The organism is Streptomyces sp. BR123 (assembly GCF_013401435.1).
Taxonomy (GTDB): domain Bacteria; phylum Actinomycetota; class Actinomycetes; order Streptomycetales; family Streptomycetaceae; genus Streptomyces.
The window spans coordinates 1-15,519 of sequence record NZ_JACBGN010000170.1 but is presented as its reverse complement, the minus strand read 5'-3'; the positions used below and the strand labels follow the sequence as shown (position 1 = coordinate 15,519).

At 72.2% G+C, this 15,519-nt stretch carries 14 protein-coding genes and 2 tRNA genes; 1 reads left to right on the top strand and 15 read right to left on the bottom strand.

What is annotated here, in order from left to right:
- Positions 1–121: 121 nt before the first annotated feature.
- The 12 genes from HYE82_RS23610 to HYE82_RS23555 all read right to left on the bottom strand — a co-directional run bounded on the left by HYE82_RS23610 (position 122) and on the right by HYE82_RS23555 (position 11,109).
- A complete protein-coding gene (locus tag HYE82_RS23610; protein WP_309144426.1) occupies positions 122–865 on the bottom strand; it encodes a ComEA family DNA-binding protein in 744 nt (247 codons plus the stop codon).
- Positions 866–1,269: 404 nt separating this feature from the next.
- Positions 1,270–2,115, bottom strand: a complete 846-nt coding sequence (locus HYE82_RS23605; protein WP_179176144.1) for a DegV family protein — start codon at positions 2,113–2,115, stop codon at positions 1,270–1,272.
- A 172-nt stretch (positions 2,116–2,287) separates the two neighbouring features.
- Positions 2,288–3,046, bottom strand: a complete 759-nt coding sequence (locus HYE82_RS23600; RefSeq protein ID WP_179176143.1) for a hypothetical protein — start codon at positions 3,044–3,046, stop codon at positions 2,288–2,290.
- A 178-nt stretch (positions 3,047–3,224) separates the two neighbouring features.
- Positions 3,225–6,095, bottom strand: coding sequence for a leucine--tRNA ligase (gene leuS / locus HYE82_RS23595; RefSeq protein WP_179176142.1), 2,871 nt, complete (start codon positions 6,093–6,095; stop codon positions 3,225–3,227).
- A gap of 266 nt (positions 6,096–6,361) precedes the next feature.
- Positions 6,362–6,434 (bottom strand) — tRNA-Ala (locus tag HYE82_RS23590).
- Between the two features lie 135 nt (positions 6,435–6,569).
- Entirely contained in the window at positions 6,570–6,803 is a 234-nt protein-coding gene (locus tag HYE82_RS23585; protein ID WP_008738908.1) for a hypothetical protein, read from the bottom strand.
- A 144-nt stretch (positions 6,804–6,947) separates the two neighbouring features.
- Positions 6,948–7,020: transfer RNA gene (locus tag HYE82_RS23580), tRNA-Ala, on the bottom strand.
- A 122-nt stretch (positions 7,021–7,142) separates the two neighbouring features.
- On the bottom strand, positions 7,143–7,763 hold the full coding sequence (locus HYE82_RS23575; protein ID WP_309144427.1) for a histidine phosphatase family protein: 621 nt from the start codon (positions 7,761–7,763) through the stop codon (positions 7,143–7,145).
- Between the two features lie 74 nt (positions 7,764–7,837).
- Positions 7,838–8,281: a ribosome silencing factor gene (gene rsfS, locus HYE82_RS23570; RefSeq protein WP_179176141.1), complete on the bottom strand. Its 444-nt coding sequence runs from the start codon at positions 8,279–8,281 to the stop codon at positions 7,838–7,840.
- A gap of 129 nt (positions 8,282–8,410) precedes the next feature.
- Entirely contained in the window at positions 8,411–10,201 is a 1,791-nt protein-coding gene (locus HYE82_RS23565; RefSeq protein WP_179176140.1) for an LCP family protein, read from the bottom strand.
- Positions 10,202–10,226: 25 nt separating this feature from the next.
- On the bottom strand, positions 10,227–10,844 hold the full coding sequence (nadD, locus tag HYE82_RS23560; RefSeq protein ID WP_179176139.1) for a nicotinate-nucleotide adenylyltransferase: 618 nt from the start codon (positions 10,842–10,844) through the stop codon (positions 10,227–10,229).
- Positions 10,845–10,941: 97 nt separating this feature from the next.
- Positions 10,942–11,109, bottom strand: coding sequence for a hypothetical protein (locus HYE82_RS23555; RefSeq protein WP_179176138.1), 168 nt, complete (start codon positions 11,107–11,109; stop codon positions 10,942–10,944).
- Positions 11,110–11,249: 140 nt separating this feature from the next.
- On the opposite strand from HYE82_RS23555, the gene HYE82_RS23550 reads away from it, so the two are divergent.
- Positions 11,250–12,350, top strand: coding sequence for a M48 family metallopeptidase (locus HYE82_RS23550; protein ID WP_179176137.1), 1,101 nt, complete (start codon positions 11,250–11,252; stop codon positions 12,348–12,350).
- Here HYE82_RS23550 and HYE82_RS23545 read toward each other — a convergent pair.
- From HYE82_RS23545 to HYE82_RS23535, 3 genes are all read right to left on the bottom strand, one after another.
- Entirely contained in the window at positions 12,334–13,482 is a 1,149-nt protein-coding gene (locus HYE82_RS23545) for a hypothetical protein (protein ID WP_179176136.1), read from the bottom strand. The two genes, HYE82_RS23550 and HYE82_RS23545, sit on opposite strands and share 17 nt — an antisense overlap.
- 64 nt (positions 13,483–13,546) lie before the next feature.
- Positions 13,547–14,107 carry a hypothetical protein gene (locus tag HYE82_RS23540; protein WP_309144425.1) on the bottom strand — a complete coding sequence of 187 codons (561 nt, stop codon included), beginning with the start codon at positions 14,105–14,107 and terminating at the stop codon, positions 13,547–13,549.
- A 77-nt stretch (positions 14,108–14,184) separates the two neighbouring features.
- Complete coding sequence (locus HYE82_RS23535) at positions 14,185–15,462, bottom strand: glutamate-5-semialdehyde dehydrogenase (RefSeq protein WP_179176135.1); 1,278 nt, start codon at positions 15,460–15,462, stop codon at positions 14,185–14,187.
- Positions 15,463–15,519 lie beyond the last annotated feature (57 nt).

The following is a 15,519-nucleotide window of genomic DNA, read 5'->3' as shown; positions in this document are numbered from 1 at the left end:
AGCCCCGCCCCGCCGGCGCCCCACCCGGCCGGCACGCCGAGGGCGACGGCGGCCGCCGCCCAGGCGGCCAGGGCGGGCACGACCAGCCGCAGGTCCGCGGGCTCCCTGCCCTCCGCCCGCTTCACGGCCGCACCAGCTTGCGCAGGTCGGCGAAGCGGCGCTCGCCGATGCCGTTGACCTGGCGGAGCTCCTCCACCGCCCGGAAGCCGCCGCGGGCCGTGCGGAAGTCGACGATGTGCTGCGCCAGCACCGGCCCGACCCCGGGCAGTGCGTCCAGTTGCTCCACCGTGGCCGTACCGAGGCTCAGCGGTCCGGCGGCCGGCCCGCCGGGCCCCGCGACGGGCGGTGCCGGGCCGCCGACGACCACCTGCTCGCCGTCGACCAGCACCCGCGCCCGGTTGAGCCCGGTGGTGTCCGTCCCCGGGGTGGCTCCCCCGGCGGCGGCGAGCGCGTCCTCCACCCGCGAGCCGGCGGGCAGCCGCCTCACTCCGGGGTCGCGTACCTTGCCGCTGACGTCCACCACGATGCGGGAGCCGCTCGCGTCGCTGCCGGCCGGCCCGGGGGCCGGGCCCGGCGTCGGGGCGGGTGCCGTGGCGGGGACGACGGCCGGGGGCGCGGTCACCGGCTGCGGCCGGGCCGACCAGTACTGCTGGACCCCGAACCCGACGGCGACCGCCAGCACCACGGCGACGGCGCCCACGGCACGCGGCCGGACCTCCAGCCGGGCCTGCACCCACAGCGGCAGCCGCTCCCGTGCGGCGAGCCACCCCGAGCCCCGAGGAGGCCGCGGAGCCGCCTCGCCCGGGACGGCCGACGGCGTCGGTGCCGACGGCTCGGGATCCGAGGCCCGGGACTCCGAAGCCACTGCCGACGGGGGCGCCTGCATCGTGGTCAACGGCGCCGACGACGACACCGGCAGCGGCGGCGGCAGCGGCGGCGGGGCCGACGGCTCCGGCCCCTGTGGCACGGCACCACCGCCGCCACCGAGGAGGGCTTCCGCCCGGCGGCGCACCACAGCCGCGGCGGCGGCATCGCCAGGCGCAGCCGGCCGCCTGCGGAATCGGGCCCCGGCGCGACCTCGGCGGGGCCTCGGACGGCTGTCGGAGAGAGGGGAACGGCCCGGTCCCGCGGTGGCTTCGGAGCGGTGCGAACTGCGCGTGTGAAGAGTCATGCCACGACGGTAGGGACGAATCCCGACCGCCGTTCGGAACACTCAGTTCCGGTGGATTTCCGCGTGCTTGTGGAAAACGGCGCTACCCTTTCCGGTGGTCAGCGGGGCGAGACGACCGCCGCCAGCAGCCCCGGGCCCGTGTGTGCGCCGATCACCGCGCCGACCTCGCTGACGTGCATTTCGACCAGGCCCGGGATGCGCTCCCGCAGCCGCTCCGCGAGCTTCTCCGCCCGCTCGGGCGCCGCGAGGTGGTGCACGGCCACGTCGACCTCGGCCGTCCCGGCCCGCTCGACGGCCAGTTCCTCCAGCCTGGCGATGGCCTTGGAGGCCGTCCGCACCTTCTCCAGCATCTCGATGCGTCCGCCGTCCAGGGTGAGCAGCGGCTTCACCGCGAGGGCCGAGCCGAGGAGGGCCTGGGCGGCCCCGATGCGCCCGCCCCTGCGGAGGTAGTCGAGGGTGTCGACGTAGAAGTACGCCGACATGTCCGCGGCCCGCTTCTCCGCGGCGGCCACGGCCTCGTCGACGGAGCCGCCGGTCTCGGCGGTCTCGGCGGCTGCCAGGGCGCAGAATCCGAGGGCCATCGCGACCATGCCCGTGTCGACCACCCGTACCGGAACGGGGGCGGTCTTGGCGGCGAGCACGGCCGCGTCGTAGGTGCCGGAGAAGTCCGCGGACAGGTGCAGGCTGACGATGCCCGTCGCCCCGGCCTCCGCGGCCGCCCGGTAGGCCCGTACGAACTCTTCCGGGCTCGGGCGGGAGGTGGTGACCGAGCGGCGCTTCTGCAGGGCCAGGGCCAGGCTGCGCGCCGAGATTTCGGTGCCCTCTTCGAGGGCCTCGCCGCCGACGACCACGGTCAGCGGGACGGAGGTGATTCCGTGCCGCGCCATGGCCTGTGGGGGCAGGTAGGCCGTGGAATCGGTGACGATCGCGACATGGCGGGACATGAGGCGGAGGTTACCGCCAGAGGGGCTGCAACGGCAGCCCGACCCCTCCCGCCGCGGCCGTCGGAGCGGCCCGCCCCCGCGTCGGCCCCGCCGGCCGGGCCCACCACCCGCTGCCTCGGCCCGGCTTCTCAGGCCCGGCCGGCTCAGGCCCGGCCGGAGCCGGCCCGCCGTCTCAGGTCGTCGTCTCGGGGCGGGGGTTCTTCTGCCACGGGTACTTCTGTGTCGGCGCGGCCGGGTTCAGCGCCGGAGCGGGGGATGAACCCTGCCGCCCCTGGGCGTCCTGAGCCGTTGCGGCCTCCGGGCCCGGGGCGGTACCCGAGCCGGCAGCCGCGTCCCACGCGGCCGCGGCCGCCGCGAGGTCGTCCAGCGTGTCCCTGCGGGAGGCCCAGTCCCGCAGCGCGTCCGACTCGACCCCGATCTGCTCCGACAGCGTCGACAGTTCGTCGTCCGCGAACCGGCGCGCCCGCTCGCGCGCGGCCCACCGCAGCGAGTCCGCGGCCTGCGTGATCTTCGCCGCCCGCTCCCGGAGACCGGGCAGGGCCTGGGCGACCCGGGCCCGGTCCGGCTCCTGCTCCAGCCGCTTCAGCTCGTCGTCCAGCTCGTGCCCGTGCGCGCTCAGCCGCTCGAACAGGGCGAGCGACTCCTTCAGCGAGGCATCCGTCCGGGCGCCCTCAGTCAGCGCGTCCTGCGTGGTCCGCATGGACGACCGCAGGTCCAGGCGCAGCTGGGCAAGTGCCCCGCCGACCCCGACCTGGCCGAGGCTCTTCGCCTTCAGAGCGGTGTCCTCCACGGTCCTTCTGGCCTGCGTGATGGTGCGGTCAACACCGCGCTTCGCCGCACCGACCGCCTTCACCGTGGCCCACGCACCGAGCCCCAGGAAGGCGAACAGCATCACCAAGGCAAACATGATGATCAACGCGCCCGCGTCCATGAGGGCCCCTTCCCCTGCCGTTTCCGTCCCCTCCACCGTAAACGCCACGGACAGGCCAGGGGTTCCATTCGAACCCCCAACCTGCCCGTACGGGAATACCCCGACGTCAGACGCCAGACGTCGGACGTCAGACCAGGTCGGCCGTCAGACCAGGTCGGCCATCAGACCAGGTCGGCCATCAGATGACGATGTTCACCAGCTTGGGCGCGCGCACGATCACCTTGCGGATCTCGGCCCCGCCCAGCGCCGCCACCACGGCCGCGTCGCCCAGCGCCAGCTGCTCCAGGTCGCCCTCGGAGATCGTCGGCGGCACCTCCAGGCGCGCCTTGACCTTGCCCTTGACCTGCACGACGCAGGTCACGGTCTCGTCCACCACGTACGCCGGGTCGGCCACCGGGAAGTCCTGGTGCACGACGGACGCGGTGTGGCCCAGGCGGCTCCACAGCTCCTCCGCGATGTGCGGGGCCAGCGGCGCGACCAGCAGGACCAGGCGCTCGGCCACCGAGCGCTCCAGCGGGCGGCCCGCCTTGGTCAGGAAGTTGTTCAGCTCGGTGATCTTCGCGATGGCGGTGTTGAAGCGCAGGCCCGCCATGTCCGCTCCGGCCCCGTCGATCGCCTTGTGCAGCGCGCGCAGGGTGTCCTCGCCGGGCTCCCCGTCGACGACGGTGACCTGCCCGGTCTCCTCGTCCACGATGTTGCGCCACAGGCGCTGCAGCAGCCGGAACTGGCCGACGACGGCGCGGGTGTCCCACGGACGGGAGACGTCCAGCGGGCCCATCGCCATCTCGTACAGGCGCAGCGTGTCGGCGCCGTACTCCTCGCAGATCTCGTCCGGCGTGACGGCGTTCTTCAGGGACTTGCCCATCTTGCCGTGCTCGCGCTTGACCTGCTTGCCCTCGTGGAAGTAGGCCCCGTCCCGCTCCTCGACCTCGGCGGCCGGGACGTACATGCCGCGCTCGTCGGTGTACGCGTACGCCTGGATCATGCCCTGGTTGAACAGCTTGTGGAACGGCTCCGCCGAGGAGACGTGGCCCAGGTCGAACAGCACCTTCGACCAGAAGCGTGCGTACAGCAGGTGCAGCACCGCGTGCTCGGCGCCGCCGACGTACAGGTCGACGCCGCCGTGCGGCGCGCTGTCGCGCGGGCCCATCCAGTACTGCTCGATCTCCGGGTCGACCAGGGCCGAGTCGTTGTGCGGGTCCAGGTAGCGCAGCTCGTACCAGCAGGAACCGGCCCAGTTGGGCATGGTGTTGGTCTCGCGGCGGTACGGGCGGACACCGCGCCCGTCGCCCAGGTCCAGCTCGACGTTGACCCAGGCCTCGTTGCGGGACAGCGGGGTCTCCGGCTTGGACGTGGCGTCGTCGGGCTCGAAGGTGCGCGGCGAGTAGTCCTCGACCTCGGGCAGTTCCAGCGGCAGCATCGACTCGGGCAGGGCGTGCGCCACGCCGTCCTCGTCGTAGACGATCGGGAAGGGCTCGCCCCAGTAGCGCTGGCGGCTGAACAGCCAGTCGCGCAGGCGGAAGTTGACGGTGCCTTCGCCGATGCCCTGCTCGGTCAGCCAGGCGGTGACGGCGGCCTTGGCATCCACGACGGTCAGGCCGTCCAGGGAGATGCCCTCGCCCGTCGAGTTGACGATGGTGCCGTCGTACGAGGTGAAGGCGTCGTCCCATTCCGCCGGGTCGGCGTCGCGGTCGTCCGAGGGCTCCACGACGCAGCGGACCGGCAGTTCGAAGGCCTGCGCGAAGGCGAAGTCGCGGGAGTCGTGCGCCGGGACGGCCATGATCGCGCCGGTGCCGTAGCCCATCAGCACGTAGTCGGCGATGAAGACGGGGACCTGGTTGCCGCTGACCGGGTTGGTGGCGTACGCGCCGGTGAAGACACCCGTCTTGTCCTTGGCCTCTGCCTGTCGCTCGACGTCGGACTTGGCGGCGGCCTGCTTGCGGTACGCGTCCACGGCCTCGCCGGGGGTGGCGGAGCCGCCGGTCCACACCTGGTGGGTGCCCTCGGGCCATTCGGCCGGGATGATCTTCTCGACCAGCGGGTGCTCGGGCGCCAGCACCATGTAGGTGGCGCCGAACAGGGTGTCGGGGCGGGTGGTGAAGACGGTGATGGCGTCGCCGCCCACGGCGAAGTCGACGCGGGCGCCCTCGCTGCGGCCGATCCAGTTCCGCTGCTGCAGCTTGATGGCCTCCGGCCAGTCCAGCGCGTCCAGGTCGTCCAGCAGCCGGTCGGCGTACGCGGTGATCCGCATGTTCCACTGGCTCAGCCGGGCCTTGAAGACCGGGAAGTTGCCGCGCTCGGAGCGGCCGTCCGCGGTGACCTCCTCGTTGGCCAGGACGGTGCCCAGACCGGGACACCAGTTCACGGGCGCGTCCGAGGGGTACGCCAGGCGGTACCCGTCCAGCACGCCGGCCCGCTCGACGGCGGTCAGGTCGGCCCAGGCGCGGCCGCCGGGGACCTCACGGGAGCCGTCCTCGAAGGAGGCGACCAGCTCGGCGATCGGACGGGCCTTCTGCGCGTCGGTGTCGTACCAGGAGTTGTAGACCTGCAGGAAGATCCACTGGGTCCACTTGTAGTAGTCGGGGTCGATCGTCGCGAAGGACCGGCGCTTGTCGTGGCCCAGGCCCAGCCGGCGCAGCTGCGCCTTCATGTTCTCGATGTTCGCCTCGGTGGACACGCGCGGGTGCGTGCCGGTCTGCACCGCGTACTGCTCGGCGGGCAGGCCGAAGGCGTCGAATCCCAGGGTGTGCAGGACGTTGTGGCCGGTCATCCGCTGGTGGCGGGCGAAGACGTCGGTGGCGATGTACCCCAGCGGGTGGCCGACGTGCAGGCCCGCACCGGACGGGTACGGGAACATGTCCATGATGAACTTCTTGGGGCGCGCGACGACCGCCGGGTCACCGGCCAGGTCGCCCGTCGGGTTCGGGGCCTCGTAGGTGCCCTGCGCGTCCCATACGTCCTGCCAGCGTGCCTCGATGTCGGCGGCCATGGCAGCCGTGTAACGGTGCGCCTCGGCCGCCTCGGGGGCCGGGGTGTTCGTCTCGCTCATGTTTTCGGAAGCTCCATCGATCGTCTCTGCCGGCTCTGCTCACTCAAACGAATCTGCTCGCTCAAACGAAAAAGCCCCTCGCACAGGAGGGGACGCCGCGCCGATGCCGACCGTCTCGAGGGGTCGGTACTGATCAGCGCGGCTCGGTAAGCAGAAGGCGTACGGCACGCATGGCGCCAGGGTACCGCAGCGGTCCAGGCAGCCGCTCGATCGTTCCGCACAACGAGAAGCGGGCCACCCGATCCGGATGGCCCGCTTCTTCACTGTGGAGCTAAGGAGAATTGAACTCCTGACCTCTTGCATGCCATGCAAGCGCTCTACCAACTGAGCTATAGCCCCTTGCTTCTCTCTGCCGCCGGGCCCCTTCTCGGTTTCCCTCGCCGGTTCCCCCTGGCGACATCGAGAACATTACACGGCCCTGACCCAAGTCCCAAAATCGGTTTCCGGTGAGGTCGGTTTGCCCGTTTTGCCCTGTCAGGCGCGGGCGAACTGGTAGAACCGCTTGAGCGTGCAGTGCTCGTCGAGGAGGCGTCCGTAGATCGGCTCGCCCTCCAGCTCCCGGTACGTCTCGATCGGGTCGCCCTTGATGATCAGCGCCCGTGCGCATTCCTCGCACCAGTACTGGTAGTCGGGGTTGACCGGGTCCATGTCCCGCACGATCGGCGTGCCGTTGTTGCACCAGTCGCACCGCCGCCGGTGTGCACCCATCCGTCAGCGACTCCCTCCCGCGTCGGGCCGTCGACTCCCCCGCCGGCCGTCCGATTCTGCCACGCGGGTGCGCGGCAGGTCAGCAAGCGCACGGGGATCAAACACCAAAGATCCCGCCCCCTGTTGGGGACGGGATCCTGATTGTGGAGCTAAGGAGAATTGAACTCCTGACCTCTTGCATGCCATGCAAGCGCTCTACCAACTGAGCTATAGCCCCGCTCTCCGCCTCGCTGCCCCGTTTCCGGTGTTCTGCGCTGCGAACAAGAAGAACTCTAGCCTGTGACCGGCCGGAAAGTGAAATCCGGGTCCCGGGGGCCTCCGGACGGGCCCGCCAGCAGCTCAGTCGTCGTCGCCGAGCACCGGTTCCGGCAGCGTGCCGGCGTTGTGCTCCAGCAGGCGCCAGCCGCGGGCGCCCTCGCCGAGGACGGACCAGCAGCAGTTGGAGAGCCCGCCCAGGCTCTCCCAGTCGTGCGCGGCCAGCCCGAGCAGCCGGCCGATGGTCGTACGGATCGTGCCGCCGTGGCTGACCACGACGAGCGTGCCGCCCTGCGGCAGCTGCCCGGCGTGCTCCAGCACGACGGGGGCGGCCCGGTCGGCGACCTCCGTCTCCAGCTCGCCGCCGCCGCGGCGGACGGGCTCGCCGCGCTTCCACGCCGCGTACTGCTCGCCGTGCTTCTCCAGGATCTCGTCGTGCGTGAGGCCCTGCCACTCGCCGGCGTACGTCTCGCGCAGCGCGGCGGTGCGCGCCACGGGCAGGCCGGTGACGGCGGACAGCTCGGCGGCCGTGGCGGAGGCGCGCTGGAGGTCGGACGCCACGATGGCGTCCGGCTGCAGAGAGGCCAGCAGCCGGGCGGCGCGGCGCGCCTGCGCCACACCGGTCTCGGTCAGCGGGATGTCCGTGGAGCCCTGGAAACGGCGCTCCAGGTTCCACGAGGTCTGGCCGTGCCGCCACAGGACGATCTTCCGGCCGGTACGGGCGGCCCGGGCCGCCCCCTCGCCCTTGCGGGCGCTCGTCCTCGTGTCGGGGCTCGTGCTCAGAACAGATCACCGTCCAGGTCGTCGCCCTGTGCCTCGCGCAGCTTCGCGTACTCCTCCGCCTTGCCCTTGGTGAGCTTGGCGTCCTCGGGCAGCTCGATCTCGGGGCAGTCCTTCCACAGGCGCTCCAGCGCGTAGAAGACCCGCTCCTCGCTGTGCTGGACGTGGACGACGATGTCGACGTAGTCGAGCAGGATCCAGCGGGCGTCGCGGTCGCCCTCGCGGCGCACCGGCTTGGTGCCGAGCTCCTTGAGCAGGCGCTCCTCGATCTCGTCGACGATGGACTTGACCTGGCGGTCGTTGGGCGCCGAGGCGAGCAGGAAGGCGTCGGTGATCGACAGCACGTCGCTGACGTCGTACGCGATGATGTCGTGCGCGAGCCGGTCGGCCGCCGCCTGGGCGGCGGTGGTGATGAGCTCGATGGAGCGGTCCGTGGCGGTCACTGGCCATGCTTTCGGGTTGGCGGGCAGATCCCTACAAGGGTCTCATGTACCGCCGACGCCGCCCGCGCCAACGCCCGGCGCGGGCGGCGGCACCACGGGGCTCCGGCCGGGAGGGCCGGCGGGGAGCGGTCAGGACGGCTTGTAGTCCTTGCCCAGGGTCACCACGACGTCGGCGTTCACCGCGTTCTCGCCCTTCTTGACCACCGTCTCCGCCAGCCCCAGCGTCTTGGCGACCTCGACGGCCTTCGCTCGCTGCGCGTCGTCCTGGTACGTGATCTGTGTGGCCGACTGGGTCGCACCGGCCTTGCCGCCCTCGACGAACGTGTAGCCGCCGTTGATCAGCGCGACCTTCGCCGCCGTCTGCGTCTTCTCGTCGCCGGTGGCGTCCCGCAGGCCGACGCGCGGGGCGGTGCCCGCCTGGGCTGCCGTGAAGCTGCCGCCGAGCACCTCCTTGACCACGTTCTTGTTGGAGTCGTCGGTGAGGGTGCCGTCGGACTTCACGCCGAGCACGTCCGTGCGGTATCCGGAGGGGCCCTCCTTGGCGTGCTCGCCCAGCTTGGACAGCATGGCGCCGAGGGTCTGGGCGTTCAGGGACGGGTCGAGGATCTGGCCCATGCTCTCGACCGTCAGCGTCGCCGACTTCGGATCGCCGGGGATCTTGCGGAGGGTGCCGTACAGCACCTTGCCGAGCCGCTCCAGCTGCCTGGCCTCGGGCTCGTTCTGCGCGCGGTGGGTGGCGTACGCGACGGCCATGGCGCCGCTGAGGTGCTGTTTCGCGCCCTGGGCGACGGCCGGGGCCTTGACGGCGTCGTCGGCCGTGACCGCGGTGTCGGTGTCGACCTCGATGCCGCCGACCAGCTCGACCAGGTTCTCCAGGAACGGGGTGTCCAGGCGCCAGGTGCCGCCGATGCGGGTGCCGAGCACCGAGTCGAGGGACTCGCGCACGCCGAGGCCGCTCTCCTCGACGGCCTTGCCGAGCGGAGTGGCCGTGCCGTCGTCCTCGGGGACGCCGAGGGTGTTGGGCAGCAGGACGGTGGCGCCCTTCTGCGTCGTCACGTTGTCGACGAGCAGGGCGGTGGAGGTGCCGCCCTTCTTGGTGTTGTGGAGGTGCACGACGATCATGTCGCGCTTCTGGGGTCCGGCGGCGGCCGCGGCGTCCTTCTTCCGGTCGGGGCCGTCCAGGAAGGGCAGCTTGCCCGCGTACCAGAGGTAGCCGGTCCCGCCGACGACGAACAGTGCGAGGACGACGATCAGGGTGACCACCCGGTTGCGGCCGCGGCGGCGGGCCTCCTCACGGCGCTCGGTGCGGCTCTCGGTGAACTTGAGCCAGTCGATGACGTCCTCGGAATCCTCGTCCGGCTGGTCGAGGAAGGCGAACTGCTCGGTGCGGTAGTCGGGGGCGCCGTCGCTGTCGGCGCCGCCGTCACCGCTGTCGCCGTCGCCGGCGCGGCGCGGCTCGGGGACCTGCGGGGTCCGGGGTCGCCCGGGGGCGGCGGGCTCCCGGTCGGCCTGCTGGGGGATCCACTGCTGCGCCTGGAGGGCCGGCTGCGGCTGCTGGGCCTGCGGGGCCAGAAGGGACTCGTAGCCGCCGTACCCGTCCTGGCCACCGTGGTCGTCGTGGCCGCCGTACCCGAGGTAGCCGCCGCCGTAGGCGCCTTGGCCCGGCGCCGGCGGCTGGTTCTGCGGGGCGGGCTGCGGCTGCCCGGGGTACTGCTGCCGGCCGTCGTAGGACGGGCCGCCCGGGTCGTGCCCGTAGTCGTACGGCCGGCCGTACGCGTCGTACTGCGGGGCCTGTGGAGCCTGCGGTGCGGCGGGGTGCGCGGGCGCCCGGCCGTACACGGGCCGACCGTACGCGTCGTAGCCGATGAGCTGGTCCTCCTGGGAGGCGTACGGGTCGTACGGCTGCTGTCGGTCGTTCACCGCGGGCCCCTTCCGTTCCGGAAGCTCAGGCTCCCCGATACAGCTCACGCTTGTCGATGTAGCGCACCACACCGTCGGGCACCAAATACCAGACCGGGTCGCCCTGGGCCACCCGGGTGCGGCAGTCCGTGGACGAGATGGCCAGCGCGGGCACCTCGACGAGGGAGACCCCGCCTTCGGGCAGTCCGTCGTCGGTGAGCAGGTGGCCCGGCCGGGTGACCCCGATGAAGTGGGCGAGCGAGAAGAGTTCGGCGGCGTTCCGCCAGGTCAGGATCTGCGCGAGGGCGTCGGCACCGGTGATGAAGAAAAGGTCCGCGTCCGGGTTGAGCGCGCTGAGGTCCCGCAGGGTGTCGATCGTGTACGTCGGGCCGCCGCGGTCGATGTCGATCCGGCTCACCGAGAACTGCGGGTTCGAGGCCGTCGCGATGACCGTCATCAGATAGCGGTCCTCGGCGGGGGACACGGCCCGCTGCGACTTCTGCCACGGCTCGCCGGTCGGTACGAACACCACCTCGTCGAGGTGGAACAGGGCGGCCACCTCGCTGGCGGCCACCAGGTGTCCGTGGTGGATCGGGTCGAAAGTCCCGCCCATCACGCCGAGCCGGCGCTTGACCGGGCCGGTAGGCATCTCCTGCTCTCCCATGAGCGCAGAGCCTACTGGCCCGGCGGAGCGGTGCGGCTCGCGCAGTCGAGCGCGTGCGCGAGCGCAGCTCACGCGAGCGCGGTTCAGCGGTCGCGGTTCAGCGGTCGCGGTTCAGGCGCGTGGTCACCCAGAGCATCAGCAGCAGGATGGCGAGGGCGCCACCGCCGGTGATGTACGGGTTCAGGCTGTCGTGGTTGCCGCCGTGCTGCTCGGCCCCCTCCGAGGCGAGGAGAACCAGGGAGTGGGCGGTGGACGTGAGGCTCATCAGGCAGATACCTATCGAGTCGGGGAGCGGGCGGAGACTTCGCTCACATCGTATGCGGGGGCCTGGGGCACGCTCGCGCCGACTCAGGCGTTGGAGAGGATAGACGCAGTGAAGAGCTGGCCGATCAAGGGGGAGGCGTCATGAGCGGGACAGTTTTCGAGAAGGCACCGGCGCGGGACCGCAGGAGGTTCCCCGGGATCTCCTCGCGGGCGTACGAGCACCCGGCGGACCGGTCCGCACTGGTGGCGCTGCGCAAGCTGAGCGGGTTCGACACGGTGTTCAAGGCCATGAGCGGCCTGCTGCCGGAGCGCAGCCTGCGGCTGCTGTTCCTGTCGGAGTCGGTGCGCGTCGGTGAGACGCAGTTCCCGCACCTGTACGAGATGCTGCGGGACGCCTGCTACATCCTGGACCTGGACAGGGTCCCGCAGATGTACGTGCAGCAGGACCCCAAGCCGAACGCGATGTGCATCGGCCTGGACGAGCCCATCATCGTGGTGACCACGGCTCTGGTGGAGCTGCTGGACGAGGAGGAGATGCGGGCGGTCGTGGGCCACGAGGTGGGCCATGCGCTGTCGGGCCACGCCGTGTACCGCACGGTGCTGCTCTTCCTGACGAACCTGGCGCTGAAGGTGGCGTGGATCCCGCTGGGCAACGTGGCGATCACGGCGATCGTGACCGCGCTGCGGGAGTGGTTCCGCAAGTCGGAGCTGTCGGCGGACCGGGCGGGCCTGCTGGTCGGCCAGGACGTGCAGGCCTCGATGCGCGGGCTGATGAAGATCGCGGGCGGCAACCACCTGCACGAGATGAACGTGGACTCCTTCCTCGCCCAGGCCGAGGAGTACGAGCAGAGCGGCGACCTGCGCGACTCCGTGCTGAAGATCCTCAACATGCTGCCGCGGACGCACCCCTTCACCACGGTCCGGGCGGCCGAGCTGAAGAAGTGGGCGGAGAGCCGGGACTACCAGCGGATCATGGACGGTCACTACCCGCGGCGGGAGGAGGACAAGGACGCCTCGGTCACGGACTCCTTCCGGCAGTCGGCCGCGCACTACGCGGATTCTGTCCGTACCAGCAAGGATCCGCTGATGAAGCTGGTGGGCGACATCGCCGGCGGGACGGCGGACCTGGGCGGGCGGCTGCGCGACCGGTTCACCGGGGCGGGCGGCTCCGCGACCGGATCCGGATCGACTTCCGGCTCCGCCGTCGGGGACCCGGACGGGCCCGCTACCCCGCAGGGCTGACAGGGGTCGCGGCCGGGGCCAGCACGCCGCAGAGGCCGGTGCTGCGCCGCGGGTGGCCGCTGGCGTACGGGTCGCTCGCGGCCGGGCCGACCGTGGTCGGCCCGGCTCCGGCCAGGAGCGGGCGGAAGCCTTCGGCGGGCTCGGTGGAGCAGGACTGGGGTCCGGCCATGACGTGGGCCGAGAGCAGTTCGGCCCGCCGGCTCGCGAGGTCCTCCCGGTCGAAGCGGAGCCGCAGTTCGCGGCGGACGGTGAACAGCGAGGCCCCGTCCGCGGCGGACGGTGCGCCGGTGGCCGGTCGCACGGCGTACACGAAGGTGTGATCGGTGGTCACCTCCAGCTCGTCCGGGGAGACCTCGTCGAAGGCGAGGTTCCCGCTCACCCGGACGCGGGAGTCGGCGACGACGGCGGTGCCGGGGTCGAAGCGGACCAGCCAGCCGGTGGCCGCGTGCCGCCCGTCACCGGAGGGCGAGGCCATGCTGCGGTCGAACTGGTCCAGCTGGTCGGGGTCGACCAGGACGCGCACCGGCCGGGTGGCGGTGCCGGCCAGGACGTCCGGGTCGAGGGAGGACTGCACCAGGTAGTCCTTGGCGATGGACAGGGCCGTGACGACCTGCCCGTCGGTGAAGTGCCGGGTGCGGCGCACGGCGGGCATGGCGATCCCGGCCGCCCCGACGCGGAAATCGGCCGCCGGGCTGTTCGCGTACAGGTCGGCGGGCTGCCCACCGGGCACCGGGACGGTGGGCGCCAGCGGAACGACGGTGCTGGTCAGCGGCTCCGTCCTGGTGTCGGGCACGGGTGCGGCGGGGTTGCGCAGGCCCAGGTAGACGGCCGAGGAGAAGGCCAGGGCGATGAGCAGCACGAGCAGCAGCCCCTGCCGGGCGCTCCGGCTGGGGGTGCCGTTCCCGGGGCGGGCTGTGCCGCCGCCGGACCAGAGGGAACGGCTGCGCACGGCGCGGGCGTGCTCGCCCACCCGCTCCTCGGCGGAGAACTCCTGGAGGCGGGCCGCCCGGACGAAGTCCTCGTCGAACACCACCGACCGGTACTCGTACTCGTAGTCTTCCCGCCGGAATTCCTCGTCGCCCCCGCCGATGCCTTCGGGGGTGCCGTCGGGTGGATCTGCTGGCACGGCCATTGCTTCTCCCGCTGGTCCCGCTTCAGAGAAGCCCCCGGCTCCGAACGGGAGTGGGGTCGTACCTTCAGGGTTGGCGGCCGACGGGGTCCATAAACGCCCCGACGCTGCTGACTTCCTTCAGCGGGGTGCTGGCGGGCGCGGGAGCGGGCTCGGGCTCACCCGAGGCGCTGCGGTAGACGGCGCTGAAGGCGAGGGCGACCATGCCGAGGCCCATCACGACGGCGAGGACCCAGGCCACCGGGCGCAGCCACGGCGAGCGGCCGCGGTAGGGACGGAGGCTGCCGCCGTAGGCCCCGTACGGGGCGTCGGGGTGGCCGTTGCCGTAGCCGTACTCCCAGGCGGGGTCGTCGAGGCCGTGGCCGTCGGAGCGGCCGTGGCCGTAGCCGTAGCCGTCCGGGTCCTCGTCGGAGGTCCAGCCGCCGGGCAGGGCGCGGGCGGACTCGGCCTCGGCGCGGGCCCGGTGGTCGGCGGCGCGTTGGCGTTCCAGCGCGCTGGGTTCATGGACTTCGGCCCTCCGGACGAAGTCCTCGTCGAGCACCACGGAGGCGAAGTCGAAGTCCGCGCCTCCGCGGTCGTCGTCGGGCTCCCCGTTGTCCGGGTTCTTGCCCCCCACGTCGTCCGGCACGGGACCAGCGTAGACCCGGGGGGCTGCTTTGGGCAGGCTGTCAGCCGAATTCCGGCCACACGGAGTTCAGCGCTCGACTACCGGACGTGACCGTCACCGGTGACGATGTACTTGGTGGAGGTGAGCTCGGGAAGGCCCATCGGGCCGCGGGCGTGCAGCTTCTGGGTGGAGATCCCGATCTCGGCACCGAAGCCGAACTGGCCACCGTCCGTGAAGCGGGTGGATGCATTCACGGCGACGGTGGTCGAGTCGACCAGCTGGGTGAACCGGCGGGCGGCGGCCTGCGAGGTGGTGACGATCGCCTCGGTGTGTCCGGACGTCCAGCGGCGGATGTGGGCGACGGCGTCGTCGAGGGAGTCCACGACGGCGGCGGCGATGTCGTACGAGAGGTACTCGGTCTCCCAGTCCTCGTCGGTGGCACGCATCGCGATCACCTTGGAGTCGCCGGCGGCTTCGAGGACCCGGTCGTCGCCGTGGACGGTGACGCCGGCCTCGGCGAGCGCGTCGAGGGCGAGCGGCAGAAACGCGTCGGCGATGTCGCGGTGGACGAGGAGGGTCTCGGCGGCGTTGCAGACGGAGGGCCGCTGGGCCTTGGAGTTGATCAGGATGTCCACGGCCGTGGCGAGGTCGGCCTGCGCGTCGACGTAGACGTGGCAGTTGCCGGTACCGGTCTCGATGACCGGCACGGTGGACTCCTCCACCACGGTCTTGATGAGGGAGGCTCCGCCGCGCGGGATCAGGACGTCGACGAGGCCGCGGGCGCGCATCAGCTCGCGGACGGAGTCGCGGGACTCGCCGGGGACGAGCTGGATCGCGTCGGCGGGGATGCCGGTGCTCTCGACGGCGTCGCGGAGGATCCCGACGAGGGCCGTGTTCGAGGCGTACGCGGAGGAGCTGCCGCGCAGCAGGACCGCGTTGCCGGACTTCAGGCAGAGGGCCGCGGCGTCGACGGTGACGTTGGGGCGGGCCTCGTAGATGATGCCGACGACGCCGAGCGGGACGCGGACCTGGCGCAGGTCGATGCCGTTGGGGAGGGTCGAGCCGCGGACGACCTCGCCGACGGGGTCGGGGAGGGCGACGACGTCGCGCACGTCGGAGGCGATGGCGCGGACCCGCTCCGGGGTGAGGGTCAGGCGGTCGATGACCGTCTCGCTCGTGCCGGCGGCGCGCGCCTTGTCGGTGTCGACGGCGTTGGCGGCGACGATCTCGTCGGTACGGGCCTCCAGCGCGTCGGCGATGGCCAGGAGCGCGGTGTCCTTGGCGGACCGCGGGAGGGGGGCGAGGACCGCGGCGGCGGTACGGGCGCGCCGTGCGGTGGCGAGGACGGGCGAGGTCGTGGCATCGAGCGAGGTCATGCCGCCAGGGTAATCCCCCACCCCGACTGGCCCGGCCTCCCTTCCACCCCCCGAGAC

Bases quoted from the DNA above. Each gene is read 5' to 3' on its own strand.
- HYE82_RS23605 (WP_179176144.1), bottom strand. From the start codon at position 2,115: ATGTCCCGCCATGTCGCGATCGTCACCGATTCCACGGCCTACCTGCCC.
- HYE82_RS23600 (WP_179176143.1), bottom strand. From the start codon at position 3,046: ATGGACGCGGGCGCGTTGATCATCATGTTTGCCTTGGTGATGCTGTTC.
- leuS (WP_179176142.1), bottom strand. From the start codon at position 6,095: ATGAGCGAGACGAACACCCCGGCCCCCGAGGCGGCCGAGGCGCACCGT.
- HYE82_RS23585 (WP_008738908.1), bottom strand. From the start codon at position 6,803: ATGGGTGCACACCGGCGGCGGTGCGACTGGTGCAACAACGGCACGCCG.
- nadD (WP_179176139.1), bottom strand. From the start codon at position 10,844: ATGGGAGAGCAGGAGATGCCTACCGGCCCGGTCAAGCGCCGGCTCGGC.
- HYE82_RS23555 (WP_179176138.1), bottom strand. From the start codon at position 11,109: ATGAGCCTCACGTCCACCGCCCACTCCCTGGTTCTCCTCGCCTCGGAG.
- HYE82_RS23550 (WP_179176137.1), top strand. From the start codon at position 11,250: ATGAGCGGGACAGTTTTCGAGAAGGCACCGGCGCGGGACCGCAGGAGG.
- HYE82_RS23545 (WP_179176136.1), bottom strand. From the start codon at position 13,482: ATGGCCGTGCCAGCAGATCCACCCGACGGCACCCCCGAAGGCATCGGC.
- HYE82_RS23535 (WP_179176135.1), bottom strand. From the start codon at position 15,462: ATGACCTCGCTCGATGCCACGACCTCGCCCGTCCTCGCCACCGCACGG.